Origin of the sequence: Desulfotignum phosphitoxidans DSM 13687 (assembly GCF_000350545.1) — a bacterium.
Taxonomy (GTDB): domain Bacteria; phylum Desulfobacterota; class Desulfobacteria; order Desulfobacterales; family Desulfobacteraceae; genus Desulfotignum; species Desulfotignum phosphitoxidans.
The window spans coordinates 256,046-281,798 of record NZ_APJX01000006.1 but is presented as its reverse complement, the minus strand read 5'-3'; the positions used below and the strand labels follow the sequence as shown (position 1 = coordinate 281,798).

Here is a 25,753-nt window from a genome sequence, read left to right as displayed (position 1 = left end):
CTCCTTATTTTTGCGTTGATGACATCCCTTTTCCGGCAAGTTTGAACACGGCTGAAAACTCCATCACCGGTCTGTTCTCATCGTCAAATACCGTGGTTTTTCCCTCCACCTGACGTTCCTTGACCATGACTGCTTCCGCTTTTGCGGTGAGAATGCCTTTTTTCACAGGTCTCAGGAATTTTGCACTCAATGAGGTGGTGCCGAATCTGTTTCCCGGTGGAACAACACTTTTAATGGCAATGGCCACGGCCGTGTCCGCCAAAGTCACAATGGCGCCGCCATGGGCCAGGCCCTGCCCCTGAGCCAGTTCATAGACAAACGGCATGGTCAGACAGGCCCGCCCGTTTTCAGCCATCTCAATCTTTATCCCCACCAGTTTTTCAAACGGCGCGCAGCTGATCCAGCTGTCCAGTTTCACCTCATGGGGTCCGGTATTCAATTCGTTGGTTTCCATCATATTTTTCTATCCTCATCATTCATATTTCGCTCATCAAACGTTATTCCGGAGATATCTTCAGAAAAATCATGATGCTTCATGCCCCAATCAGATAATGATGCAGAACGCATTACATCTCTTCGTTCTTTTACTTTCCCTTTCAATTCAACCGGTGGTTTTCTTTTTCTTTTTTTTCCAGATAAAGTTGGTTCATCCAGCGGTATGATCAGTATCTCAATATCCCGATCAATGAATGATGGGGGTAAATCAATACACAGCTGTGAAGTATACACTTTTTTGATAATTCTTTTTATTTCCATGGTGTTGGCCTCAATCGATACCTGTGTTAACTGTGTAGGATATGATATAGCATATAATCCTGATTTTTCGATTTCTCAATCACTGTTTCAATGGTGAATGTATTTTCCAATTTTTCACCGAAGATCTTTTTCATGTCTGGATTTTTCCATCTGGCTATCACGTTTCGCAATTGCCGATTATGGTAAAAGGGTCTTCTGACAAATCAAAAGCCGGTTTTTCAACAAAATCTTTCCATTGCTTTTCATAGAGGGTACGTTCCAGGAGAATCACTTCGAAATTTTCACCCGCTTTGCCATCATCCATTCCGGGATCGACCTTGATCCCGCCGATATCTGTCAAAATATAGCGGTTGTGGAGTTTTTCACTGTCCTGTCGCTGCTTCCACCGATAAAAAGTGACACATAAACCCTGTGGAATCTTTGACTTGATTTTTTCTTCACAGGTCTGCCTGAAAGTAAAAATAGGTGCCTTCTCCGAAGTATGAATGGTTATCTTTTGAATTGCAGGGCGGCAGATTCTCCGGGTGGAAAGAACTTGAATAAACGCTTCCAACGGTCTTCGAAACCGGACGATTTCCGGCCCGAAATAGGGATCAATAAAATGAATTTCTGAACAGTTTACCAGCATTGCTGCTACCAGTTCAGCCATGTCAATCGCCTGGCGGGGACAATAATTTTGTGTTTTCACCTGCCAAAAAGGGCTGTCATCTATGGAACCGGGAGTCAACACATTTGCACGCTGCCCGGGGTTGGTCCGGGCGAGTATGGCTTGAAACGCCTGTCTTTTATTCTCTGCTTCGGCATTTTCAAGCCAGGAACAGGTACCGTCATACGCAACACCTTCACGGTAAATCAGTTTTGCCTTAAGCAGCTTGAACATCTCTTCGATCAAGGGAAGTTCATTGGTTTCATCCGCACCCGCAGCCGCCTGTTTGAACAATTTTCGCCAGTTTTTTAATTTTGGAAACTCCGCCATCATTCTGGGCGTTCCTATGCCGAATTTTTCATAATAATATCGGTATTCGCCTCTGTCTCTGCCCCAGTTTACAGCGAGATCCGGTTCAATGGCGTATTCATAAATCATCAGAAAAGCTCCCTGGCACGTTCGGCAAAAAAACCCTGGGGCCAGGGACGTTTAAACTCCCCCTCTTCATTGACCGGCATGTGAAGGATTTCCGAACCCTTTTTTCCGGGCTGGACATACAGTACCGCCACCTGTTCCGGAGTGATGGGGGTGGCACCGGCTTCCAGCTCTCCTTCTGCGGTTTCCCGGATTCGGCGCAGAATTCGCAAAATCAGGTGCTCAGAATGGGTTTCAAGCAAAAAAGTATTGTTATTCCCGGCCAGGGCCGATTCAATAAACACATCTCCCAGTTCCGCCTGCAACGCCGGATGAAGGTGTATTTCCGGCTGTTCAATGGCAATGATCTTTTCATGCTCGGCAAAGGCCGATACCAGAACCGGCAGCACCTGACTTACGCCGATACCCACATCGCGGTGAGATACCTGGGTTTCCGTTCGGCGGTCAAAAAGCACCAGTTCCTGGAAAGCCGCATAGTTTGATTCTGATTTTTTCAACCGGTTCAGAATGCCGTAAAGTTCTCCAAAATGATCTCCGGATACGGCCTCACCCACTGTTTTTTCAAAATCGGTCCAATCATCGCTATCCATGGCTGCTTCCACGCCACTGACAAGCGTTTCATAGTCCGCCTCAAGGTCTTCAATGGTCAGCAGGTTTTTAATGGAAAGTTCATAAGGGGTGCTGAGCTTTTTGGCATCCCGAAGCCAGTCATTGACCTTGTCACGGACATCTTTGTTTCGGCGGACAACATCCCAGGCATATCCACCACCGGCATACCAGTTGATATCATCATGTTCGGCAAAGGCCAAATGACGGGACGGATAGGAACGAAGCGGACCCAAATACTGGAGACGGTTTATTTCAGCGCTGATCACCTGGTTCAATTCCTTTATCAGTTCATCCAGGGTGCGGGGCAGAAAAAAGCGCAGCGCATTTGCCAGGTCTTCCTGCCGGTTTCCCCGACTGACCGGAAACAGGTGCAACTGCCGAACGGATTCTTCCTCACGCTCCTCATCCTTGATACTTTTTGGAAACAAGGTGTCCATGGTACTCCGCAGGCCGGCAATGATCTCGGCCATGGGCTGTTCCAGAGAAACCAGGTCTTTTTCAGAGACGCTTCCGGTGGTGGTGAAGCCTTCGAGCATGGCACGGATCAGCCGTTGCAGCACCGGATGGTTATAGGGAAGCTGATCCAGGGCCATCCGGTTGCCGGGCCGCCTGCTCATACGCAGCAGCAGCGTGTTGTTGCTGTGCAGTTCATAGGTAATGATATGGGGAACTGTGCCGGGCTCGGGTTCATCGGTTTTGGGATTCAACGGCATGCCAATGGTGATCAGCAGGGTGATATCTGCCGCCGGTTCAAGCAGTTCTTTCAGGCGCCCGGTAAATTTTCCGGTTCCCAGGGTTACCCCCCATTCCATCCGGCGGCTGATCTGGCGGCGGTGGATATACTGTTTAAAACCGCCAAGATCAATGGAGCTGCCGCCAAGATTGGTGCGAAACAGATCCAGTTCTCCTGTGCGCAGGGCCTCATGGGTCAGGGCCAGGCTGTGGATGATGCTGGATTTTCCGGCGCTGTTAGGCCCGAAAATCAGGGTGATGGGCTTGACCGGGATATGCTGGGTCTCTGCAAATGCCTTGAAATTGCCGAGGTGAATCGCATGGATCATCATCTTTCTCCTATTTGGCCAATACCCTGGCCTGAATTTCCATTTCCTGCAAAAGCTCTTCCATATGGGCCTGCCGCCAAGAGGTGGTGAGATCTCCGGTGAAAGCACAATGAAGAAGATGGGTAAACAAAATTTCCATTTTTTTACCACGCTTCTGTCTTTCATCTTTATTTGCAATAACTTTAAACATCTTTTCTGCAAAATCTTCTTGAAGAGTTTTTAATGGTATATAAACTGGGAAATTACGCAACTCTTTAGCATTAATATTAGCCATTCCAATTGCCCGCCTTGATTTATTAAGTAACATCTGTTTTGTAAAAGGCAAATTCATTAATGCCCATAAAAACTCGGGGACAATTTTTCCAGAATCAATACGAATACGAATAAGATAAGAAGCAAAGACCGCATCCATTTGACCAGACCAAATGCCAGTTTTACCAACAAGCTCTTTACTGTTTGTCCGATTAAAGAGAATATCCCCTTTATTAAGCAAATATTTTTTCTTTTCGTTTTCTGAAAAAACAATATATTTAATGTCTGAAACATCAAGATATCCTGCTTTATCGATGTTATTCATTCTAATTACTGGTAAACCTTTACCATCTGTATTGGCTCTAGCAGATGTCCCATATTGTGTTTCTATTACCACATCACCAAGGGTCCCTGTCCTCCACCCCATCGGATTCGTGGCAGGATCTCCGAATATTTTGATGAATAAAGCAGAAAGTATCCGCTCGGCCTTTTTGTCTGCATCTGTGCGCAATTTTCGCAAACGATCTGCCTGGTCAAGGATTTCTACTATTTTTTGTTGTTCGGAAATAGGTGGAAGTGGGATATCAATATTTTTTATTATCTGTTGGCTGACATTGGGTTGAGCCCCTCCAACCCTTTTTTGAAGTAAATCATTAATGCTATGATCCAAATAATACTTAACAAACCTATAGTGCGCTATTTCTGGATTAGGTTGAATATTACAAACTGCTTGGTTTGTTGCAGCATCAACACCTAAAATAGCTGTTTTCCCAACTGTTGCACCATACATTGCAATAAGGATTGAATTTCGAGGAATCAATTTTGCGGAAGATTCTTTCAGGCCTTTTTCTGTAATATACTCCTCGGTTTTGATTATAACATCATTTTTAAGTTCACCTGATTTGACCCAAGAAATTGATCCACCGTAGTAATCTGCATTTCTTCTTGAGGGAGTCCCTCCACTACCTGTTTGGCAAAAAGCCGATATCTTTTGTTTTGGCCACTTCATCCTGCCTCCTCCACATCCTTGAGCAGTTTCTCCAATCCCTCTGTTATTTCCTGCTCAATTTTCAATACCTCTCGGATCAGATCAGCCGGGTCTTCATCCGGGACTTCTTCTGCAATCTGGGGTTTATAGCGGCTGGCAGTGAGATTGTAATCACTGGTCACGATCATTTCAGATTCCGCCCACCAGTATTTGGGCTCTGTTGAACCGGGGGGCAGCATGGCCCCGGCCTGTTTGCCGGGCGGGGTTTGAAAACCGAATTTTTTATAATCATCCCACGCTTTCAAAAGGCCGGGAATCTCATTTTTTTCCGGAGTTTCAGGCCGGACACCGCCCTGGATTTTGTCCGGGTCATAACCGTCGTTTTTAATCTCGTAAAACCATACTTTCCGGGTGGCTGGATTGCCATTTTCAGGCAGGTTGACGGGTTTTCGAAAAACCAGCACCGAGGTTTTTACCCCGGCATAGGGCTTGAATACCCCGGCCGGAAGGGACACCACAGCCAGAATCTCAAAGTCAGTGACCAGTTTTTTACGCAGTTCTTTGTGGGCGCCGGAAGCACCGAACAGAGCCCCTTCCGGCAGCACCACTGCACAGCGGCCCCCGGGAGCCAGTGACTCCATCAGCAGGGCCAGAAACAGCAGCTCGCTTTTTTTGGAGCTGGTGGGCAGGTCGTGACGAATGGAATCCTTGGGCAGCACACCGGCAAACGGGGGGTTGGAAAGGATCACTTTGTACCGGCGGTTCAGGTCGTCCTCGGTAAGACCACCCATTTCGGAAAGGACATTGGCCCGTTTCAGGGGTGCCTTGCCTATACCGTGGAGCACCAGGTTCATCATGGAAATCCGCATCATCTGCCGGGAAACGTCAGTGCCAAAAATGGAAGCCTCCAATAAGTTCCAGTCCGGAATTCTCTCCCCAGCCCCTTTGCAGAAGGTCTGGAGGCTGGGAATCTCATTTTTGGCTTCATCCAGGGTCTGATTTCTTTTTTCCAGCCAATCTTCACCATAAATCGGTACTTCCTGGGGAGTTTCGCTGTACCTGGCCAGCAGGTAATCTACTGTATCAATGAGAAACCCGCCTGTACCGCAGGCCGGATCAAACACCGTGTCCCCGATATCCGGATCCGTCATGGCCACCATAAAGGCCCGGATCTGTCTGGGGGTCCTGAACTGGCCGTTCAGGGCTGATTGGCCCAGATGGGTGAGCAGGTATTCAAAAATATCCCCTTTGACATCCGGCCCCATTTTTCTGAAATCGATGGTGTCCAGTTCATCCACCACTTGTTTGAGGACATTGGGATCGGTGATCTCCAGAACCGCATCCCGGAAATATTCCGCCACCTGGGGCTCATCCTTGACCAGAGATGCCATATATGGAAACACCTCATCCCGGATAAAATCACGCAGCTTGTTGCCGCTGTAAAACCGCCATTTAACCCATCGAAACCGTTCGGCCTGATCAGGAAAGAGACGTTTGCCGTTGCCGGCCTTAAGCCGGACCCGCAATTCTCTGCTGGCTTCCTCCTCATCCAGCAACTTCAGATAAATAAGATAGGAGATCTGTTCGATATAGGTCACCGGATTGGTCACCCCGCCTGCCCAGAGGATATTGGTGATCCGGCTGAGTTTTCTTCGTATGCCCTGGTCCATCTGTTACTCCAGTTTGAATGTTATTTTTTTTCCAGTTTTTTTTGATCCCGTTCCACCTGTCTGATCCCTTTTTGAGGCGAAGGAAGATCTTCGGGCATGGTACCGCCCAGTTCCTTGATGGTCTGACGGACTTTTGAACCAACCTCATAATGGGTCTGATTGGCCTTTGTCTTACCTTTGATATTTTCCCGGCGCAGTTTTTCCTCTGTCTGGGTAGCCCGGAACAGGTTGGCAGCCAGTTCCGTGCTGCCCATGTAATCAAGAATTTTTTGACTTTTTTTCAATTTTTTGCGCTGATGTATCCCCTTGGCATCCAATCCTCCATACAATCCCTTGTATCCATGGTTCTGAAAAACAGCAAAGTCCAGCGTGGTTTCAACGCCGGCCTGTTGGGCCGCCTCCACCAGCTGTTTGTTGTGCTCCTTTAATTCATTGCGCAGAAAAAGCCTTTTTTCATCTTCTTTAAGTCGCTGAAAGGTCTCATCATCTGCCAGTTCCTGCCGCCGGGTCTGAATGGCAAAATAGGTCTGGCCATTGGCAATGATAGGCTTGGATGGATCAGCATTCTGAACGATCAGGTAGCATGCATAACGGGAAAGCCCGACAGAAGGCATCTCCCTCTTGGCACCGGAACCGATATCAACCATCTCGTGCATCTCCACGAAATGGTTTTGAACCGGTTGCCCGCTATTTTCACATGCCTTTTTGGCTTTTTCGATAACTGGTTGAAAATTGCGGTATTCCGCGTAATCTAAAACTTTGGCAAGCTGCCGTGATGACCAGAATTCCATTCCATCATCGGTGGTATGTTTTAAATTTTCAAATGTCTGATGGTGTTTTTTTTCAACCTTTTTGCTCATCTTGCTTCCTTTCGGCCGTTATTTTATGCTGTGATGCTGAAAACATGCCTGTTCAAATCTTCCACAATTTCCTGAAGTCCTTTTTCACCAAACAGCTCTATGCCGATGCCGGCGGCATTGAGAATGGACAGCGGCGGCTTAAATAAATCATCGATCTGTACCCTGCCGGTTGCAATACCCCGGTTCTTTAAAAGTGATAAATATTGGGCCTGTTCCGGGGCCAGTGCCCGGGACACCAGCCAGGCCCGAAAAACCTCTTCAAGCTTTTCATCCCGGCTTTTTATTTTGACCAGGCCAAGGGCTGCCTTGATAAAATCAATCAGACTGCCCACTGGATTTTTATATGCCCTGCGCAGGTTTTCTTCATTGAAATAGTGTCTTGGGCTGTTGAGCCGGGTGGACAGCTTTTCTTCTTCACTTTCAGTGAGGGGTTCACCCATTTTAACCTTATCGATGATGGGATCTTCTCTACTCATATCCCGCACTGTTTTTTCCCAGTTGGTCTGGTATTCTTTTTTATCGATCCGTTCTCCTTCAGGTCCGACCTCGACATAACTGACTGCCTCCAGCCATTCATCCGCAACACCCAGCTCTATCAATTTTTCAGGTTCCGGTCTGCCGCCTGAGCCGCCCGATGAAATACCACTTTTTGTCCCGCCGGTGAACACATCGGTATCAGAATCATTCCAGCGTTTATGATTATTGAAAAAATCGTAAATAACAAATTTTTCTTTCTGAATATGGGGTGCTATCCGGGTTCCCCTGCCCCGCATCTGCTGATAAAGAATCGGGCTCATTATCCGGCGGCACATGACCAGGTGGAGGATCTCACGGCAGTCAAACCCGGTATCCAGCATGCCGACACTGACCGCTACCATGGGATAGGTTTCCTTTTTGAACTGCCGGATCAGTGCATCAGGGTCAGCAACGTCCGATGTGATGACCACGGCATAGTTTCCTTTATGTTCGGGATGAAGTTCATTGAGATATTGTGCCAACCGGGCTGCATGGCGTTTGGTGATGGCAAAAATCACCGCTTTTCCAGGGCCTGTCTTCTGACCGGGTGCCAGGGACGGATAAGATTGCCAGGCGAGACGATCAAATTCTTCCATCATTATGCGGTTGGTTTTTTCATTGGTCCAGTCCCTCTCGAATCTGGCAGGATCATAATGGTTTTCATCCACATCAACACCTTCGGCGATAACTTCTGTGATGCCGGTGGCAAACTTGTATCGAGAAAGATATCCTGCATCAAAGGCATCCTGTATGCTGTATGAAAAATCTGGCTGCCCCGCCTTGCACTGATAAAATTCATAGGTATTTCGGTCAATGTAATTGGCAGGCGTAGCGGTCAGTCCAATATGCAGGGCATCAAAACGGGTCAGGGATGCCTGCCAGGCTCCATAGATGGAGCGATGACTTTCATCCATGACCACCACATCAAAATAGCCACTGGTGTATTCTTGGCACCGATTGATCATGGTCTGCAATAAACAGACCGTAATCTGTTTCTCCTGCCGTGCCATGCCGGGTTTGAGCCAATAACTGCCATATTGACCCCCCAGTAGATCCTGAATGGCTTCCAGGGCCTGTTTGGCAAGCTGTTCCCGGTCTACAAGAAAAAGAATACGTTCTGCCCATCCGGCTTCTATCAGCCTTTTTATATACAGAGTGGTCAAATCCGTCTTGCCGGTACCGGTGGGAAGTTCAATAAGAAATCTTTTTTTACCAAGTTCAAGGGCATGATCAAGGGCACGCATGGCTTCCTGTTGATATGACCTTACTTCCCTGGTTTCTCCCTGTCGTATGTAATGCTCAGGTATTTCCACCGTGGCCAGAGGCTTGCGATTTTTACGCGACTCCACAATCCGTTCCATGTCACGCTGGGAGAAAAATGATGCCACAATCCGTGCATCATCATTCTGGTAATCCCAAAAATAGATCAGTTCTCCATTGGTCAGGAAAATAAAAGGTGCCTCCAGCGCTTTCGCATAAGGCAGGGCCTGCTGCTTTGCGACATAGGGATTGATGGCATTTTTTTTGGCCTCGATGACAGCAAGGGGTTTGCCCTGGCTGTTTTGAAGGACATAATCAACCCTTCCTAAAGCCGGTTTTTTTTTCTGTTTCGAAAATTCTGCTTCATAATAGCCTGACAACGTTTCTTCAACCTTCAGTTCATCAGAAACATTTCCATCAAACTGTTGAATATATACTTCGGTTCGAACCTGAAACTTGTCAGCCGGATCCCAGAGGGCTTCTTTAAGCATATCGTCAATGAGTATTCTGGCATCTGCTTCGGTGGTTTTTGGGCCCATGATTTTTTCCTTCATGTTGTTTAATCATAGCAACTAACATGCCATTTTTATTCAATCTCATATTTTTTCAGCCAGTTTGTCAGTGTCTGATAACTTGAAAGACCCAATAATTTAGCGGCTTTTGTCTTATTTCCATGACATTCTGAAAGCCCTTTTTCAAGATAATGAACCGCCACTTTTTTTATAATCAGATTCAAGTCGATCCCTTGTCCAATGGGTTGCTCGAAAAATTGTGAGATATCCTGATCTTTTTGGGGACTCTGAAGCAGCGAATCATGGATATCTTCATCATTAATATTATCATTCAAAGACCAGACAGCCGCACGGGTTAAGGTATTCTGTAATTCACGCACATTTCCCGGCCATGCATGCTGTAACAATATATTTTTTGCAGAAGCAGAAATTTTTTTATGTCTATACCCGGGCTCACCAACACTTTCCTTATTTATCCGATTCAAAAAATGGTCTACCAGATAACTGATGTCGCCCTGTCTTTTCCTTAAAGGCGGTAGCTTAATTACCGCCACAGCCAACCTATAAAACAGATCTCCTCTAAAATTCCCTGCCGCAACTTCTTCCATAAGATTTCTGTTTGTAGCCGCAATAATTCTTATATCAACCTTTCGGGTTTTGTTTGTTCCAATTCTTTTTACCTCGCCTTCCTGTAATATCCGAAGCAGTTTAACCTGCATGTTTTTTGGAAGTTCTCCAATTTCATCCAGAAAAACTGTCCCTTCATGGGCTTCCTCAAAATGACCAACCCTTGAAGTGCTTGCTCCTGTGAATGATCCTTTTTCATGTCCGAATAATTCAGCTTCAACCAATTCAGCCGGGATGGCCCCACAGTTAATCGTAATAAAGGGTTTGTTTATTCGTGGACTGGCTTTATGAATGGCCCGGGCAAACAGTTCCTTGCCGGTTCCTGATTCGCCTTCGATCAATACTGGTATGGAACGTGGAGCGATACGTCGGGCTTTTATTATCACCTGCTGCATGGTTTCACTGCGATGGATAATATCCTCAAATTCGGGGGCATCTTCTGATAACCCAAAGGATAACCTTTCAAGCGTTTTATCAGACTTTCTTAAAAGATCCGGTATAAAATCAGCGGAAATATCAAATGGTATGGAAACGGTACGAACACCATGATTCAGAGAAGATTCTATTATTTCTGCCGGAAAACGAGTTTTAGAAAGAATAATCCAAACAGCTGCCATCTGAGGTGTACCTGGACTGATATGAAAGACCAGATCCATATCTCCTGGATGCCTTTTTTTTATATCCGTCACAACACGGGCAACAGCTTCATAAATTTCTGAAAAAATTGTAGGGCCGGATAATCGTTCAGAATAGACAAAAATCGGTGTTTTTGTTTTGGTTTCCAACCATGCTTTATAATATTTCGTATCTTCTGGTTGAAAATCACTTATTAAGCATATTTCATCATAAGTTCTGGATGAAATCGCCTGTGCGATTGGTCCTGATCCAGCTTCAACTATATTGTTGGAAGCCCTTAAATCCGTCAAACCAATCCAGCTTGTTAAAATCGTCTTCATGAATCAACTAATACAAATTAATTTATGGAGATACAAGATTTTTTAAATTTATGCATCCAGATCCATCACATGATCCAGCCCTCGGCGAAGACCCGTGAAGGTGTCCACCTTTCGGATGGCCAGTAAAGCCCCGTCCACATAGGGCTGGGCACTGGTGCCGGCATCGTGCCGGATGGTCAGGGTCTGGTCGGGCATGCCGAAAATGATTTCCGAAGACAGGGTGAATCCGGGCAGCCGGATGGAATGCACCTGGGAGCCGGTCATGTCTGCGCCCCTGGCTTCGACGGGACCCTGGGTGTCTGCCAAAGGAACGGTCAGTTGGGGCTGTCTCACCTGGGACAGCCGGAAGGCCAGTTCCCGGGCCGTGCCGCTGGGGGAATCTTTTTTCGCGTCACCGGCATAATCGATGATTTCCCATTGAGGAATATACCGGGCCGCAATTTCTGAAAATTTTTGCAAAAGCACCACGGTCAGGGCAAAATTTCCCGCTGCCAGCACACCTACTTTTTTTTCCAGCGCTTTTTCATGGATCTGCGCATAATCCGCATCGGTCAGGCCCGAGGTTCCCACCACCACATGTACGCCGGCATCCAAAGCCGTCATGATATGTGTCATGGCCACGTCAGGTTTGGTAAATTCCACCAGCACCCGGGCATCGGCCAGCAATTGTCTTGTCACAGAATCGGTAATTATCACATCTGTTTTCTCAAGACCCAGAACCTCGGCCAGTTTCTCACCTTTGCGGGTTCTGGACACCGCACCCGCCACCTCCATGTCGGTCTGTGCGTGAACGGCTTTTGTCAACGCGGAACCGGCCCAGCCCGTGGCTCCGGCAATACACACTTTTTTTGTCATGGACGGTCTCCTTTCATCATTTCTTTACCTTGATTATTATGGTATTTTGGGTTTGATGTCCAATGATAAAATCATGAATTTTTCTCTTTATTTTTAAAATATGAATCTGGTATAGTTCAAATTTTATTTTTCATTTATTTATTGTTTTTACAAGGAGTCATGGCCGTGGAAGAAAATATCATTCGTTTTGCCAGCCGCATGGATCAGCTGCCGCCTTATCTGTTCGGCATGATCAATAAGATGAAAATGGAAAAACGGCGCAACGGAGATGATGTCATCGATCTTGGCATGGGCAATCCCATGGATCCCACCCCGGATGCAGTGATCGAAAAACTGGTGGAGGTGGCCAAGGACCCCAAATCCCACCGGTATCCGGAAAGTTCGGGCATGCCGCATTTGAAAAAGGAGATTGCCAAATACTATCAGCGCCATTATGACATCAATCTGGATGCGGAAAAGGAAACCTATTTCACCATCGGCTCCAAAGAGGGGATTTCCCATCTGTGCCTGGCCATCATGGGACCCGGGGATTCCGTGCTGGTGCCGGCACCGGCCTTTCCCATCCACATCTATGCCGCCGTCATTGCCGGGGCCAATGTCATGCGAATCCCCATTGCCCCGGAGCAGGGATTTTTAGACCGGATCATCAAGATCTGCGAATCCTGCTACCCGGCCCCGAAGGTGCTGATGCTCAATTATCCCCACAACCCCACGGGCGTGGTCACAGACATTGCGTTTTTTGAAGAGATCGTGGCTCTGGCCAAACGGTTCAGATTCATGGTAATCAATGACTTTGCCTATTCCATGATCACGTTTGACGGATACAAGGCCCCCAGTTTTCTGGAAGCCCCGGGTGCCAAGGATGTGGGCGTGGAATTCGGCTCATTTTCCAAATCCTACAACATGGCGGGCTGGCGCATCGGCTACTGCGTAGGCAATGAGCAGATTGTCAAAGCGTTGGGCCAGATCAAGGGATATTTTGACTATGGTATTTTTTCCGCCATCCAGGTGGCGGGCATCATTGCGTTAAGAGACTGCGACGATACCATTCCCGTGCTGGCCAAAACTTACGAGGTCCGAAGAGATGTGTTATGTTCCGGCCTGTCCCGCATGGGATGGGATATTACCCCTCCCAAGGCGGGCATGTTTGTATGGGCCAAAATCCCGGCACCCTTTGACAAGATGGGAGCCATGCAGTTTGCCGTTGAAATGATGAACCGGGCCAATGTGGCTGTGGCACCGGGCACCGGATTCAGTAAGGAAGGCGAAGGCTATCTGCGCCTGGCTTTGGTGGAAAACGAGGAACGGCTGCGCCAAGCCATGCGGCAAATGAAAAAAGCCATGGATGCCATGGAAATTCAATAATCCAGGGACGTCACCTCCAGGGCGTGCTTTTGAATGAAATTGCGGCGGGGTTCCACCTCTTCTCCCATGAGCAGGGTGAAAATCTCGTCCGCTTTTTCCGCATCGTCGATATTCACCTGGAGCATCATGCGTTTTTCCGGATTCATGGTGGTTTCCCAGAGCTGTTCCGCGTTCATCTCCCCCAGACCTTTGTACCGCTGAATAGCGATCCCTTTTTTGGCTTCCGCCATTAAAAAAGCGTACAATTCATCAATAGTGGCAAATTCGTTTCGTATTTTGGCATCTTCCTGTTTGGACATCACAGCAAACGGCGGCTGGTTGAACTCGGCGATTCTTTCATAGCTTTTGAGCATCTGCTTGTAGTCGGAGGTGGCCAGTATCTCCCGGCCCACCCTCAGCAGGAACTGCTTGCCTTCCTTGTCATAGATATCCATCTCATAGATTTTGCGCTCCGGGTCATATTCAATGTCTTGGGGCTGATACCCGGAATTTTTCAAATCCTGGGACAATGCCTCGAAATTGCTTCTCTTTTCCAGGAAAAATTTGTCTCTGACCCCGTGATGAATCACATTGAGCAGCATTTTGGTGTCAAAATCCCGCTTCCGAAGCAATGACACTGCATTGAAATACCAGGTCATATTCTGCATGAACTGCTGGAATTTTTCTTCAGGAATCGGATCTGTCTGATTGTCGATATACAGATCTTTTTGCGAGGCAATGCGCTGAATCAGATACAAGGAGTATTCTTCCTCGTTTTTCAGATACAGCCCGCTTTTTCGGGAACCCACCCGGAACAACGGCGGCTGGGCAATGTACAGATATCCTTTTGCGATCATTTCCGGCATCTGGCGGTAAAAAAAGGTGAGCAGCAGGGTCCGGATATGAGAACCGTCCACATCCGCGTCCGTCATGATCACCACCTTGTGATACCGGATTTTTTCCACATCATACTCTTCCTTGCCGGCCCCTGTGCCCAGCACGGTGATGATGTTTTTGATCTCGTCACTTCTCAGAATCTTGTCAAACCGGGCTTTTTCCACATTCAGAATCTTGCCTTTCAAAGGCAGAATGGCCTGGAACCTTCGGTCTCTTCCCTGTTTGGCCGACCCGCCGGCAGAATCGCCCTCCACCAGGAACAGTTCTCTTTCCGCAGGATCGGCAAACTGACATTCCGCCAGCTTGCCCGGCAGGGTGGAATCCATCAGGGTGCCTTTTTTTCTGGCCAGTTCCCGGGCTCGTTTGGCTGCATCCCTGGCCCTGGCCGCATCCACGGCCTTGGAGATGATCTGTCTGGCCACGGTGGGGTTTTCTTCCAGAAACCAGGCCAGTTTTTCGTTGAGCAAAGATTCCACAATACCCTTGACTTCATTGTTGCCCAGTTTGGTCTTGGTCTGGCCTTCGAACTGGGGCTCCATGATCTTCACGGAAATGATCACGGCCAGGCCTTCTCTCATGTCATCGCCGGACAGCTTGATATTCTGCATGTTTTTGGGCAGATTTTTAGCCCCGGCGATATACGCATTCACCGTGCGGGTCATGGCCGCCTTGAACCCGGACACATGGAATCCGCCCTCGATGGTGCGGATGTTGTTGGCATAGGAATACAGTTTTTCCTTGAATGTGTCATTGTACTGGATGGCCACTTCCACCTGCACATCTTTTTTGTCCCCCTCGATGTGGATGGGATCATGCAAAGGCGTACAGGAGCGGTTCAGATATTCCACAAACGACACAATCCCGCCTTCGTAGAAAAAATCATCTTTCTGGGCGGACCGCTCGTCTTCGATAATGATCCGGACCCCCTTGTTCAGAAAGGCCAGCTCCCGCATGCGCCGGGACAGAATTTCATAATCAAATTCATTTTCGTTCATGACCGTGAAATCCGGCGTAAATCGGATTTTTGTTCCTTTTTTCACGGTATCTCCCTTGACGGTCAACTCCGTGACCTTGTGCCCCCGGGAATACACCTGGTGATAGATCTTTCCCTTTTTATAGACTTCCATTTCCAGGTGGCTGGACAGAGCGTTGACCACGGAAATTCCCACGCCGTGAAGTCCGCCGGACACTTTGTAGGAATCCTTGTCAAACTTGCCGCCGGCATGCAGTTTGGTCATGACCACTTCACAGGCCGGCACATGCTCGGTATCATGTATCTCAATGGGAATCCCCCGGCCGTTGTCCTCCACACTCACGCTCATGTCCGGATGAATGGTGACATTGATGGTGTCGCAATGGCCAGCCATGGCCTCATCGATACTGTTGTCCACCACCTCGTACACCAGGTGATGGAGTCCTTCCATGTCCACATTGCCGATATACATGGACGGCCGTTTTCTGACTGCTTCCAGTCCTTCCAGAATCTTGATGCTGCCTGCGTTGTATTCTTTTGTCACGTTGTCTTCTTTCATGAGATATGCATTGCCATGATGGCACAGATAAGATTGTCATCATCCATGGCTTTGATGATGCACGGCGTTTTTGCTTCTTTTATGTAGACCACCACGGTGGCCTGGTCGAACAGGTTCAAAGCATCCATGAAATATCGAGGGTTGAAAGCACTTTTTATCTCGTCTCCTGAATACCCGATCATCATGCGTTCTTTGGATTCCCCGATCTCCGGGTTGGTGATGGTAACCGTGAGTTCGTTTTCTTTAAAATTCAGAATCACGCTCTTGTAATCATCGGAAGTGAGAATGGAAACCCGTTTCATGAGTGTGTAAAACATGTTGCGGTCCACTTCCATGCCGGTCATGGTATCGGTCTGGATGATGGGCGGGTAATTGGGATATTCTCCGCTGAGCAGTTTGATCATGATGGATTCATTGGCCCGCTGAAACACAAAATGATTGGCTTTGATTCCCACCCGGATGGATTCCGAGGTGTTGTCTATAAATTTGTGCAGTTCGCTCAGCCCTTTTTTGGGAATGATCACGGGCTCGTTCGGCAACACCAGATCCCCGGTGTATTTGGCATCAAAACAGTTGAGACGCCGGGAGTCGGTGGATACCATTCTTAAGTGCAGGACATCGTTTTTTTCAATTTTTTCAATCAACGCCCCTAGCACATAGGTGCGTTTTTCATCTCCTGCATAAGAGATCACGGCAGCGGATTCCAGCATTTTCCTTAAATCTTTTGCATTGATTTCAATGAAATCCACATTTTCAATGACCGGTGTTTCCGGAAAATTTTCATAATCCGATGAAACGATATGAAACAGGCTGTCTCCTTTGCCGATTTCCACCCATCTGTTTTCCACTTCATTGACCGGAATGGTATTGTCCGGATATTCTCTGACGATTTCAAAGAATTTTTTGGCGCTGATGGAAATAATGCCTTCTTTTTCAACAACCGCGTCATAAGTACCGATAAACACGGTTTCCAGATCATTGGCAGTGAGAATGATCTGGTCTCCCATGGCTTTGATCAGTACATCCGAGGTGATGGATAAGTTGGTTTTTCTACCGGTGATGCCCTGGATTTTAGAAAGAATTTCCAAGACTTCTTTTTTATCAAATGAAAATCTCATTCCGGTTCCTTTTTATTCTTTCTTTTATATTTTAAGGATTATTCCTGAAATATTTATATCAAAACAGGTCTTTTATCAAATGATAAATCGGAAACATATTTATTTATGGATTATAGATTTAAAATAATAATAACAATAAGGGGTGTTCATATGTTCAAAACGGTTTAATTGCCTTGAATTAAAAATATAAATTTAAAAATTCGGGTTGAAAATAAGGTTGGTAATTCATTAAAACAGACCGGGTTTTCAACACATGATCCCAAAGGTGTTCAAAACCCGGTCTGTTTTGAACAGGTTTTCATCATTTTTTTAATCATTGTATATCCAGGTGCGCATCGGATCAAACCCCTTGTGTTTCCAGTCATCCGCCGTGCGTTGTTTTAAAAAGGTGAAAAACAGGGTGTCAATAACCTGCGTGATCCTGACAAGCAGCAGGGCTTTTTCAATGATCCGGCCTTCGATTTCGTCATCAGACCCGTCTCCGGCCGCAGCCGGGGTTTTCAACCCGGTGATGTTGAAACTGTCTCCTTTGAGGGTGAAATGGTATTCCTCTTCAGGTCCCAGTTTGCATATCAGGTTCATTTCCGTGACCTTGGCCCCTTTTTTCAGGGCCGTGGTACCTTCTTCCAGCCCGGCCTGGTCTCCTTTGATGGTGATCTTTTCCCTGGCATTGTCTCCCAGGCTGTTTTCCAGCACCAGGGAATTGCCGATGTCCAGGGATACCGGATCCCTGGATTCTATGGCCTGTGTGATGTCCTGTCCGGTTTCCACCATGAACCACAACCAGGTGAGAAATTCATTGCCCAAAAATGAGTATTTATTGTACGCAGTGGCGATATCCAGCATGGGTCACCTCGAAAAGTGTAATGGGGTTAAAGTCAGGATGCGGTCTTTTTGTGTCGAAGAAAACGCTGATTTTGTTTCAACCAGGGTATAAGGAAACAACCGGACCGGTTTCAGATGAAAGGATTTGAAAAAAAGGGTTTCAAAAAACTCGTTGGCTGCCTTCTGGGTGGTGAGCAAAAACAGGGTCTTTGCTTCATAATCCCACAGCACATCGTACACATTGGGAATGGACGGCATTTTGTGCATCAGCACATCCATGATCGTTTCCTTGATCTCCGATTTTTCATTTTTGGAGATGAAATCTCGGCCGGAATCCGCTTTTTTTTTCTCGATTTCAATGGCCATCTGTTTGTGCACCAGTTTGGCTGGGATCGATTTTTTGTCAATGCGCAGCGAAAAAAGAAAATAGCTGCCAAAAATAAATGAAAATTGATCAAAATCAGGCAGATACGGACTTTCAAAAGGGGTCCATCCAGCGGAGATTTCTTCATATTCATTCTCCGTTTTCGGGATTGCGTGCTGAATCAGTCCGTTGCGAACCTGTTCCATGGGTTCGGTGTCAAATGTATCTAAAATATGATACCGGCTCATGGATAAGGTGGCAGATAAAAATCCCATGTATTCTCCTTGGTTTATTTTTTATATAACTCATTTTTTTTATTAAAAATTAATTTAAAAAACAATTTGGATATTCTATCATATTTCTTTGATAAAGGACAGGCCATAGATGGATACGGCATTTACAATTTTAATTATATATTGTAAGACGAACAGGTTATATCGGGATTTTTACGTTCGCAAAAAAACCACAAGAGGTGAAAGAAATGAAAAAAAGAATGCAGACCATAGACGGAAACACTGCTGCAACCCATGTGGCTTATGCCATGAGTGAAGTGGCAGCCATATATCCCATTACGCCTTCCAGCCCGCTGGGGGAAATTGCCGACGGCTGGGCATCCAAAGGTCGGAAAAACATTTTCGGCCAGGTGCTGGATATCAAACAGATGCAGTCTGAAGCCGGTGCCGCCGGTGCCGTCCATGGGTCTCTGGCCGCCGGTGCCTTGACCACGACATTCACGGCCTCCCAGGGACTGCTGCTCAAAATTCCCAATATGTATAAAATATCGGGCGAACTGCTGCCGTCGGTATTTCATGTGACGGCCCGGTCCATTTCCGCCCATGCCCTGTCCATTTTCGGGGATCATCAGGATGTGATGGCGGCCCGGCAGACCGGATTTGCCATGCTGGCATCCTGTTCGGTCCAGGAAGCCCAGGATCTGGCCCTGGTGGCGCATCTGGCCACGGTGGAAGCCCGGGTGCCGTTTATGCATTTTTATGACGGGTTCCGCACCTCCCATGAGATCCAGAAAATTGAAATGATCGAATACGAGGACATGGCATCGCTGTTCAATTTCGAGGCATACAAGGCATTTAAGGCCCGCGCTGTGAATCCGGAACATCCGGACACAAGGGGAACGGCCCAGAATCCGGATATCTATTTTCAGGGCCGGGAAGCGGTCAACAGATATTATCTCAAAGTCCCGGCCATCGTCAAAGCCTGTATGAAAAAGGTGGGGGACCTGACCGGTCGCCGGTATAATGCTTTTGATTATGTGGGGGATCCTCAGGCGGATCATATCATCGTGGCCATGGGATCGGCATGTGAAGCCATCGAAGAATCCATTGACTGCCTCAATGCCCAGGGACACCGACTGGGTCTGGTCAAGGTCCGGCTGTACCGGCCCTTTGACACCCAGGCATTTTTACAGGCCATTCCATCCACAGTGGAGGCCGTGACCGTGCTGGACAGAACCAAGGAACCCGGTGCCATCGGCGAACCCCTGTATACGGATGTGTGCACCGCGTTCATGGAATACGGCGAAGGCCCGAAAATCATCGGGGGCCGGTACGGGCTGTCCTCCAAGGAGTTCAATCCCTCCATGATCAAGGCGGTGTATGACAACATGAATGCCATGGCTCCGAAAAACCATTTCACCGTGGGCATTGACGATGATGTGACTCAGACATCCCTGGAAGTGACCAAAGGGTTTGACCCGGCACCCCAAGGCACCATTTCCGCCAAGTTCTGGGGTCTGGGATCTGACGGGACCGTGGGAGCCAACCAGTCCGCCATCAAGATCATCGGAGATAACACGGACAAGTATGCCCAGGGATATTTTGCCTATGACTCCAAGAAATCCGGGGGTCTGACCGTGTCTCATCTGCGGTTCGGGGATGTGAAGATCAAATCCACCTATCTGATCGAAAATCCGGATTTCGTGGCCTGTCATAAATCCAATTATGTGCAGATCTATGATGTGCTCAAGGGCATCAAGGAAGGCGGTACGTTTCTGCTCAACTCCCAGTGGTCTGTCAAGGACATGGAAAAACAGATTCCCGGGGATGTGCGAAAGACCATTTACGATAAAAAACTCAATTTCTACAACATTGATGCCGTGGCCATTGCTGAAAAGATCGGTTTGGGCAACCGCATCAACATGATCATGCAGACCTGTTTTTTCAAGCTGTCCAATGTGCTGCCCGTGGATCAGGCCATCCAGCTCCTTAAAGACGATATCAAAGTGATGTTCGGTAAAAAAGGGGATGCTGTGGTGAACATGAATATTGAGGCGGTGGACCAGACCCTGGACAACCTGATTAAAGTGGATGTGCCCGAGTCCTGGAAAGACGCGGTCAGAGAAGACACGTCAGCTGAGCCGGCCACCTTGTTTGTGGAAAACGTGATGCGCAAAATCAATGCCCAGGGCGGAGATGACCTGCCGGTGTCTGCATTTTCCGTTGACGGCGTATTTGAGCAGGGTACCTCCAAATATGAAAAACGCGGGGTCGCCATCAATGTGCCGGAATGGATACCGGAAAACTGTATTCAGTGCAACCAGTGCGCGTTTGTGTGCCCCCATGCCGCCATCATTCCTATCGTGGCAAAGCCCGAAGAACTTGAAGGTGCCCCGAAATCCTTTGTCACCGTTGACGGCAAAGGCAAGGGCATGGAAGAGTTTCAGTTCAGAATTCAGGTCAATCCCCTGGACTGCCAGGGATGCGGCAACTGCGCTGATATCTGTCCGGCCAAAACCAAAGCCCTGGTGATGAAGCACTTGTCCACCCAGGTGGAAGAACAAAAGATCAACCACCAGTTTTCCACGGGCATTTCATTTAAGACCGATATTCTCAAAAGAGAAACCGTCAAAGGCAGCCAGCTGTATCAACCGCTGCTGGAGTTCTCGGGTGCGTGTGCCGGATGCGGGGAAACCCCGTATGTCAAGGTGATCACCCAGCTGTTCGGTGAAAGAATGACCATTGCCAATGCCACGGGGTGTTCCTCCATCTGGGGGGGATCGGCCCCGTCCACGCCATACTGCACCAATGCAGACGGGCAGGGACCGGCCTGGGCCAGCTCATTGTTCGAGGATGCGGCGGAATACGGGTACGGCATGATGCTGGCCACCCAGAGCCGGCGCAAGACCCTGGCTGCCAAAATGAAACAGGCCCTGGAAACCGATTTGGCCCCGGAGGTGACAGAGGCGTTGAAAGGCTGGGTGGCAGGCAAAGACGATGTTCAGGAATCCAGCAAATACGGATTCGCCCTGAAAACCTTGCTCAAGGATGTAGACGACGGTCTTTTGAAAGAGATCTATGACGAAAAAGATGTGTTCACCAAAAAATCCCACTGGGTGTTCGGCGGGGACGGCTGGGCCTATGATATCGGGTTCGGCGGTCTGGACCATGTGCTGGCATCCGGAGAAGACATCAATATTCTGGTGTTGGACACGGAAGTGTATTCCAACACAGGCGGCCAGTCTTCCAAGGCAACCCCCACCGGTGCCATTGCCAAATACGCGGCTTCCGGTAAAAAAATCGGCAAAAAAGATCTGGGCCGGATGATGATGAGCTACGGGTATATCTATGTGGCATCCATCTCCATGGGCGCCAACAAGAACCAGACCATGAAGGCCCTGGTGGAAGCGGAAAACTATCCCGGCCCCTCGTTGATCATCAGTTATGCCCCGTGTATCAACCAGGGAATCCGCAAAGGCATGGGAAAATCCCAGGAAGAGGGCAAACTGGCTGTGGAATCCGGATACTGGCCGTTGTACCGGTACAATCCGGAGCTGATCAAACAAGGCAAGAATCCTTTTATTCTGGATTCCAAAGAACCGGACGGCAGCCTTCAGGAATTTTTGGGCGGGGAAGTCCGGTTTGCAGCCCTGGAAAAAAGTTTTCCGGATGAATCCCATCGGCTGCGCAAAAAAATCGAGCAGGAGGTTATGGACCGGTATCATATGCTTAAAATGATGGCCGATATAGGAAAATCAGAGGATAAATAACCTGACATAACCGGCTGGAACCGGATTCGGTTCCAGCCGGTGTGCGATATATGCCGGGTCCTTTATCTGTTTTTATGACATGCAGGTTATAATAATTGAAAAGGAGCCAAATGATGTTAATCGGAATTCCCAAAGAGATCATGGTCCAGGAAAACCGGGTGGCGGCACTCCCGGAAACCGTGGAAAAGTTCGTCAAACTCGGGTTTGAAGTGATGGTGGAACCCGGTGCCGGTGCCGGGGTGTTTGTGACCGATGACCAGTACCAGAGTGCGGGTGCCGTCATGGGTGCGGATGCAAAGGACGTGTATGACAAATCCGATATCATACTCAAGGTGAAAGAACCGCTGTTCAACGAGCCGTTCAATACCCATGAGATCGATATGATGAAGAAAAGCACCATTTTGATCACATTTCTGCATCCAGCCACCCCGTCCAACCACGATGGGGTGAAAAAACTGCAGGAAAAGCAGATCACCGCATTCACCATGGACGGTATTCCCAGGATATCCCGGGCCCAGCGCATGGATCCGTTGACCTCCATGAGTGCCATCACAGGCTACAAAGCCATTATCATTGCGGCCGGGCATTTTCCGAAATTCATTCCCATGATCGGGACTTCCATCGGCATGATTAAGCCGGCCAATATTCTGGTGGTGGGCACCGGTGTGGTGGGGCTCCAGGCCATTGCCACGGGCAAACGCTTAGGCGGCGTGGTCAAGGCGGTGGACATCCGGCCGGACGCCCGAAAAGAAGCGGAAAGTTTAGGGGTCAAGGTGGTGGGATTTGACGCGCCCCCGGAACTGGTCATCGGCAGGGGCGGGTATGCCAAAGCCCTGCCCGAAGAATGGCTGGAAAAAGAGCATCAGGCACTGGCACCCCTGGTGGCGGATGCGGATATCATTGTGTTGAGCGCACTGGTGCCCGGAGAGGTGGCCCAGACGCTCATCACCCGGGAAATGGTGGAAACCATGAAACCCGGGTCCGTGATCGTGGATGTGTCCATCGACCAGGGCGGCAACTGTGAAATGACCGATCCGGGGAACGAGCGGATGTACAACGGCGTCTATATCTGCGGCATCAAAAACATTCCCGGATCTCTGCCGGTACATGCCTCATGGCTGTATGCCAACAACCTGTACTATTTTGTGGAAAACCTGTTTAAAAACAAGACGACCGAATTCGACATGACCGATGAGATTGTCAAAGATGCCTTGGTGACCCATAAAGGCGAACTGCATCATCAGGGTGCCAGAAAAGCCATGGGTCTGTCGGACTGATTTTTATATTTTTCATCGGGAGTTCTTCATGAGCAATCTTGTATTGATGGTCGGGGTATTTGTTTTTTCATTTGTGGTGGGATATTTCCTGATTTCACGGGTGCCCACGCTGTTGCACACCCCGCTGATGTCCATGACCAATGCCATCTCCGCGGTTACCATTCTGGGGGTGTTGATTCTGTTTTCCGTGCCTTCCACAAGGTTTGAACAAATGATTGGTTCCGTGGCTTTGATCATGGTCACGTTCAACCTGGTGGGCGGATTCACCATCACGGACCGGATGCTTCGCATGTTCAAAAAAAAGCAGGAAGGAAATAACCCATGACTCTGGTGCTGGATTTTTGTCTGATCGGTGTACTGATTGTCGGGATCTGGCTGTTCCACCGGCCGGCTGAGGCAAAATACGGCAACCTGACCGCCGCCGCGGCCCTGGCGTGTGCCATGGGGCTGGTGATTTACAGATACGGGATCATGCATCCTTTTGTGGTGGTGATCTGTCTTCTGGTCGGAGGGGTGATCGGCATCTGGGTGGCCCGGAAAATCACCATGATCCAGATACCCGCCATGGTGGCGTTTCAGAACGGTGCCGGCGGGATTGCCGCTTTTTTTCTTTCTTTTGTGGAATTAATGAGAGGGGCGGGCCAGATGGGAGCCATCAATGAAATGTCGGGTCTTGTGAACCTGGCCGTGGGATCATTGACCTTTTCAGGCAGTATGGTGGCGGCCGGCAAACTGGCGGGTGTGCTGAAACAGACCCCCACTATTTTGACAAATCATACCCGGCTGGTTCAGGCGAATCTGGGGATCGTGATCCTGTTGATGCTCATCGCTTTTTTTCTGCCCGGGACCGCGGCGGTTGTTTTTTATCTGATCATATTTGCCCTGTCCATTGGGTTCGGCATTTTGTTTTCCATGCGGGTGGGCGGGGCGGATATGCCGGTGCTCATCTCTTTTTTAAACGCCACCACCGGTCTGGCTGCCGCCTTGTGCGGCATGATCATCGAAAACCAGCTGCTGATTGCCTGCGGTGCCACTGTGGCGGCTTCCGGATCCATTCTCACCCATATGATGTGCCGGGCCATGAACCGAAGCCTTTATCATGTGTTTATACCGGAAAAAGCACCTGAAAAACCGGTGTCCACCATGGATGAACTACCTGAAAACAATTTGTTTTCAACCGGTGGTCAGATGACTGAACCGGAACAAACTATCCATGAAGAGATGTCTGAACCGGAAAAAGAAACACCTGACGCGGATCCTTTGAAAACCGCAGTTCATCAGGTTCAAACCGCAGATACCGTTGTTATTGTGCCGGGATACGGCATGGCCGTGGCCCAGGCTCAGTTTGAGGTAATTGAATTGACCCGCCTTCTGATGGATATGGGCAAACAGGTGATTTTTGCCATCCATCCGGTGGCCGGGCGCATGCCCGGACACATGAATGTGCTGCTGGCCGAGGCGGGCGTGGATTATGACATGCTCAAGGAAATGGATGAGGTGAACCCGACATTTGCAGGAACGGATCTGTGTCTGGTGATCGGGGCCTGCGACGTGGTGAATCCGGCAGCCATGGAAACCGACGGGTCTCCCATATCCGGTATGCCGATTTTAAACGCCCATGAGGCAAAACAGGTGATATGCTGCAACCTGGACGACAAGCCCGGATATTCCGGAGTGGAAAACGCGTTGTATCAAAACAGTAACACCCTGATGCTTTTGGGCAATGCCAAACAGACCCTTGGGCAGCTGCTGGAGGCGTTGACTGAAACACCGGCAGCGGTTCAGGAAAAATTAACGGCTCAGGATGAAACAGCAGGAAAAGAAGCGTCGGCAGCCCCCCCGATGGAAAAAGCGGTGAACCGGCTGATGTCCGGTGAAAAAATCATCATCATCCCCGGATACGGCATGGCCCAGGCCCAGGCCCAGTTCCAGGTGAAAGAACTGGCGGATCTGCTGGAATCTGCGGGAAAACAAGTGTCATTTGCCATCCATCCCGTGGCCGGACGCATGCCCGGGCATATGAATGTGCTGCTGGCCGAGGCGGAAGTGGATTATGACAAACTCATAGACATGGATGAGATCAATCCTGAATTTTCACAAACCGATGTGGCCCTGGTATTCGGGGCGTGTGACGTGGTGAATCCTTCGGCCATCCATGTGGAAGGCACGCCCATCTCAGGCATGCCCATTCTCAACGCCCATGAGGCGAAAACCATTGTGGTCTGCAACTATGACACCCAGCCCGGTTACTCGGGTGTGGGCAATACCCTGTATGATGATCCCAAAACCATTCTGTTGATGGGAGATGCCGCAGATACAGCCAGAGAGTTGACAGCAGCCATCCAAAAAAAGCGCTGATCAAAATAAACCGCTTTACTATTTCCGGCTCT

The 25,753-nt window shown here is 48.6% G+C and carries 19 protein-coding genes; 5 read left to right on the top strand and 14 right to left on the bottom strand.

Annotation, left to right across the window (positions count from 1 at the left end):
• Positions 1-4: 4 nt before the first annotated feature.
• The 10 genes from DPO_RS14985 to dapB form a co-directional block, all read right to left on the bottom strand.
• Positions 5-457, bottom strand: a complete 453-nt coding sequence (locus DPO_RS14985) for a PaaI family thioesterase (protein WP_006966927.1) — start codon at positions 455-457, stop codon at positions 5-7.
• On the bottom strand, positions 454-756 hold the full coding sequence (locus DPO_RS14980) for a hypothetical protein (protein ID WP_006966925.1): 303 nt from the start codon (positions 754-756) through the stop codon (positions 454-456). Before DPO_RS14980 ends, DPO_RS14985 begins: the two co-directional genes overlap by 4 nt.
• A gap of 157 nt (positions 757-913) precedes the next feature.
• On the bottom strand, positions 914-1,840 hold the full coding sequence (locus DPO_RS14975) for a hypothetical protein (RefSeq protein ID WP_006966922.1): 927 nt from the start codon (positions 1,838-1,840) through the stop codon (positions 914-916).
• Positions 1,840-3,510, bottom strand: a complete 1,671-nt coding sequence (locus tag DPO_RS14970) for an AAA family ATPase (RefSeq protein ID WP_236609969.1) — start codon at positions 3,508-3,510, stop codon at positions 1,840-1,842. The genes DPO_RS14975 and DPO_RS14970 overlap by 1 nt, the downstream gene beginning before the upstream one ends.
• 7 nt (positions 3,511-3,517) lie before the next feature.
• Positions 3,518-4,768: a restriction endonuclease subunit S gene (locus DPO_RS14965; RefSeq protein WP_006966918.1), complete on the bottom strand. Its 1,251-nt coding sequence runs from the start codon at positions 4,766-4,768 to the stop codon at positions 3,518-3,520.
• Positions 4,765-6,417 carry a type I restriction-modification system subunit M gene (locus tag DPO_RS14960; RefSeq protein ID WP_006966916.1) on the bottom strand — a complete coding sequence of 551 codons (1,653 nt, stop codon included), beginning with the start codon at positions 6,415-6,417 and terminating at the stop codon, positions 4,765-4,767. The genes DPO_RS14965 and DPO_RS14960 overlap by 4 nt, the downstream gene beginning before the upstream one ends.
• A gap of 20 nt (positions 6,418-6,437) precedes the next feature.
• Positions 6,438-7,277, bottom strand: coding sequence for a DNA damage-inducible protein D (dinD, locus tag DPO_RS14955; RefSeq protein WP_006966914.1), 840 nt, complete (start codon positions 7,275-7,277; stop codon positions 6,438-6,440).
• A 23-nt stretch (positions 7,278-7,300) separates the two neighbouring features.
• The gene (locus DPO_RS14950) at positions 7,301-9,592 is read right to left on the bottom strand and encodes a type I restriction endonuclease subunit R (RefSeq protein ID WP_006966912.1); all 2,292 of its coding nucleotides are present in this window, start codon (positions 9,590-9,592) and stop codon (positions 7,301-7,303) included.
• Positions 9,593-9,639: 47 nt separating this feature from the next.
• Complete coding sequence (locus tag DPO_RS14945) at positions 9,640-11,148, bottom strand: sigma-54 interaction domain-containing protein (protein WP_006966910.1); 1,509 nt, start codon at positions 11,146-11,148, stop codon at positions 9,640-9,642.
• A gap of 48 nt (positions 11,149-11,196) precedes the next feature.
• Positions 11,197-12,003: a 4-hydroxy-tetrahydrodipicolinate reductase gene (gene dapB, locus DPO_RS14940; protein WP_006966908.1), complete on the bottom strand. Its 807-nt coding sequence runs from the start codon at positions 12,001-12,003 to the stop codon at positions 11,197-11,199.
• Positions 12,004-12,162: 159 nt separating this feature from the next.
• Between dapB and DPO_RS14935 the strand changes: the two genes are divergently transcribed.
• A complete protein-coding gene (locus DPO_RS14935; protein WP_040011939.1) occupies positions 12,163-13,368 on the top strand; it encodes an aminotransferase class I/II-fold pyridoxal phosphate-dependent enzyme in 1,206 nt (401 codons plus the stop codon).
• Here the strand turns inward: DPO_RS14935 and gyrB are convergent.
• From gyrB to rdgC, 4 genes are all read right to left on the bottom strand, one after another.
• Positions 13,362-15,776 (bottom strand): DNA topoisomerase (ATP-hydrolyzing) subunit B, encoded by a 2,415-nt coding sequence (gene gyrB, locus DPO_RS14930; protein WP_006966904.1) that lies wholly within the window; start codon positions 15,774-15,776, stop codon positions 13,362-13,364. The genes DPO_RS14935 and gyrB overlap by 7 nt on opposite strands.
• Positions 15,773-16,894, bottom strand: a complete 1,122-nt coding sequence (dnaN, locus tag DPO_RS14925) for a DNA polymerase III subunit beta (protein ID WP_006966902.1) — start codon at positions 16,892-16,894, stop codon at positions 15,773-15,775. Before dnaN ends, gyrB begins: the two co-directional genes overlap by 4 nt.
• Before the next feature lie 309 nt (positions 16,895-17,203).
• Positions 17,204-17,740, bottom strand: a complete 537-nt coding sequence (locus tag DPO_RS14920; RefSeq protein ID WP_006966900.1) for a hypothetical protein — start codon at positions 17,738-17,740, stop codon at positions 17,204-17,206.
• Positions 17,741-17,743: 3 nt separating this feature from the next.
• Positions 17,744-18,358 (bottom strand): recombination-associated protein RdgC, encoded by a 615-nt coding sequence (gene rdgC / locus DPO_RS14915; RefSeq protein WP_006966899.1) that lies wholly within the window; start codon positions 18,356-18,358, stop codon positions 17,744-17,746.
• A 206-nt stretch (positions 18,359-18,564) separates the two neighbouring features.
• On the opposite strand from rdgC, the gene nifJ reads away from it, so the two are divergent.
• The 4 genes from nifJ to DPO_RS14895 all read left to right on the top strand — a co-directional run bounded on the left by nifJ (position 18,565) and on the right by DPO_RS14895 (position 25,721).
• Positions 18,565-22,086: a pyruvate:ferredoxin (flavodoxin) oxidoreductase gene (gene nifJ, locus DPO_RS14910; protein WP_006966897.1), complete on the top strand. Its 3,522-nt coding sequence runs from the start codon at positions 18,565-18,567 to the stop codon at positions 22,084-22,086.
• A 110-nt stretch (positions 22,087-22,196) separates the two neighbouring features.
• On the top strand, positions 22,197-23,363 hold the full coding sequence (locus DPO_RS14905; RefSeq protein ID WP_201765633.1) for an NAD(P) transhydrogenase subunit alpha: 1,167 nt from the start codon (positions 22,197-22,199) through the stop codon (positions 23,361-23,363).
• Positions 23,364-23,391: 28 nt separating this feature from the next.
• The gene (locus DPO_RS14900; protein WP_006966893.1) at positions 23,392-23,688 is read left to right on the top strand and encodes an NAD(P) transhydrogenase subunit alpha; all 297 of its coding nucleotides are present in this window, start codon (positions 23,392-23,394) and stop codon (positions 23,686-23,688) included.
• Complete coding sequence (locus tag DPO_RS14895; protein ID WP_006966891.1) at positions 23,685-25,721, top strand: NAD(P)(+) transhydrogenase (Re/Si-specific) subunit beta; 2,037 nt, start codon at positions 23,685-23,687, stop codon at positions 25,719-25,721. The genes DPO_RS14900 and DPO_RS14895 overlap by 4 nt, the downstream gene beginning before the upstream one ends.
• Positions 25,722-25,753 lie beyond the last annotated feature (32 nt).

Excerpts from the sequence above, each read along its gene's own strand:
- DPO_RS14985 (WP_006966927.1), bottom strand. The coding sequence starts at position 457 with ATGATGGAAACCAACGAATTGAATACCGGACCCCATGAGGTGAAACTG.
- DPO_RS14980 (WP_006966925.1), bottom strand. The coding sequence starts at position 756 with ATGGAAATAAAAAGAATTATCAAAAAAGTGTATACTTCACAGCTGTGT.
- DPO_RS14975 (WP_006966922.1), bottom strand. The coding sequence starts at position 1,840 with ATGATTTATGAATACGCCATTGAACCGGATCTCGCTGTAAACTGGGGC.
- DPO_RS14970 (WP_236609969.1), bottom strand. The coding sequence starts at position 3,510 with ATGATGATCCATGCGATTCACCTCGGCAATTTCAAGGCATTTGCAGAG.
- DPO_RS14965 (WP_006966918.1), bottom strand. The coding sequence starts at position 4,768 with ATGAAGTGGCCAAAACAAAAGATATCGGCTTTTTGCCAAACAGGTAGT.
- DPO_RS14960 (WP_006966916.1), bottom strand. The coding sequence starts at position 6,417 with ATGGACCAGGGCATACGAAGAAAACTCAGCCGGATCACCAATATCCTC.
- dinD (WP_006966914.1), bottom strand. The coding sequence starts at position 7,277 with ATGAGCAAAAAGGTTGAAAAAAAACACCATCAGACATTTGAAAATTTA.
- DPO_RS14950 (WP_006966912.1), bottom strand. The coding sequence starts at position 9,592 with ATGGGCCCAAAAACCACCGAAGCAGATGCCAGAATACTCATTGACGAT.
- DPO_RS14945 (WP_006966910.1), bottom strand. The coding sequence starts at position 11,148 with ATGAAGACGATTTTAACAAGCTGGATTGGTTTGACGGATTTAAGGGCT.
- dapB (WP_006966908.1), bottom strand. The coding sequence starts at position 12,003 with ATGACAAAAAAAGTGTGTATTGCCGGAGCCACGGGCTGGGCCGGTTCC.
- DPO_RS14935 (WP_040011939.1), top strand. The coding sequence starts at position 12,163 with ATGGCCGTGGAAGAAAATATCATTCGTTTTGCCAGCCGCATGGATCAG.
- gyrB (WP_006966904.1), bottom strand. The coding sequence starts at position 15,776 with ATGAAAGAAGACAACGTGACAAAAGAATACAACGCAGGCAGCATCAAG.
- dnaN (WP_006966902.1), bottom strand. The coding sequence starts at position 16,894 with ATGAGATTTTCATTTGATAAAAAAGAAGTCTTGGAAATTCTTTCTAAA.
- DPO_RS14920 (WP_006966900.1), bottom strand. The coding sequence starts at position 17,740 with ATGCTGGATATCGCCACTGCGTACAATAAATACTCATTTTTGGGCAAT.
- rdgC (WP_006966899.1), bottom strand. The coding sequence starts at position 18,358 with ATGGGATTTTTATCTGCCACCTTATCCATGAGCCGGTATCATATTTTA.
- nifJ (WP_006966897.1), top strand. The coding sequence starts at position 18,565 with ATGAAAAAAAGAATGCAGACCATAGACGGAAACACTGCTGCAACCCAT.
- DPO_RS14905 (WP_201765633.1), top strand. The coding sequence starts at position 22,197 with ATGATGTTAATCGGAATTCCCAAAGAGATCATGGTCCAGGAAAACCGG.
- DPO_RS14900 (WP_006966893.1), top strand. The coding sequence starts at position 23,392 with ATGAGCAATCTTGTATTGATGGTCGGGGTATTTGTTTTTTCATTTGTG.
- DPO_RS14895 (WP_006966891.1), top strand. The coding sequence starts at position 23,685 with ATGACTCTGGTGCTGGATTTTTGTCTGATCGGTGTACTGATTGTCGGG.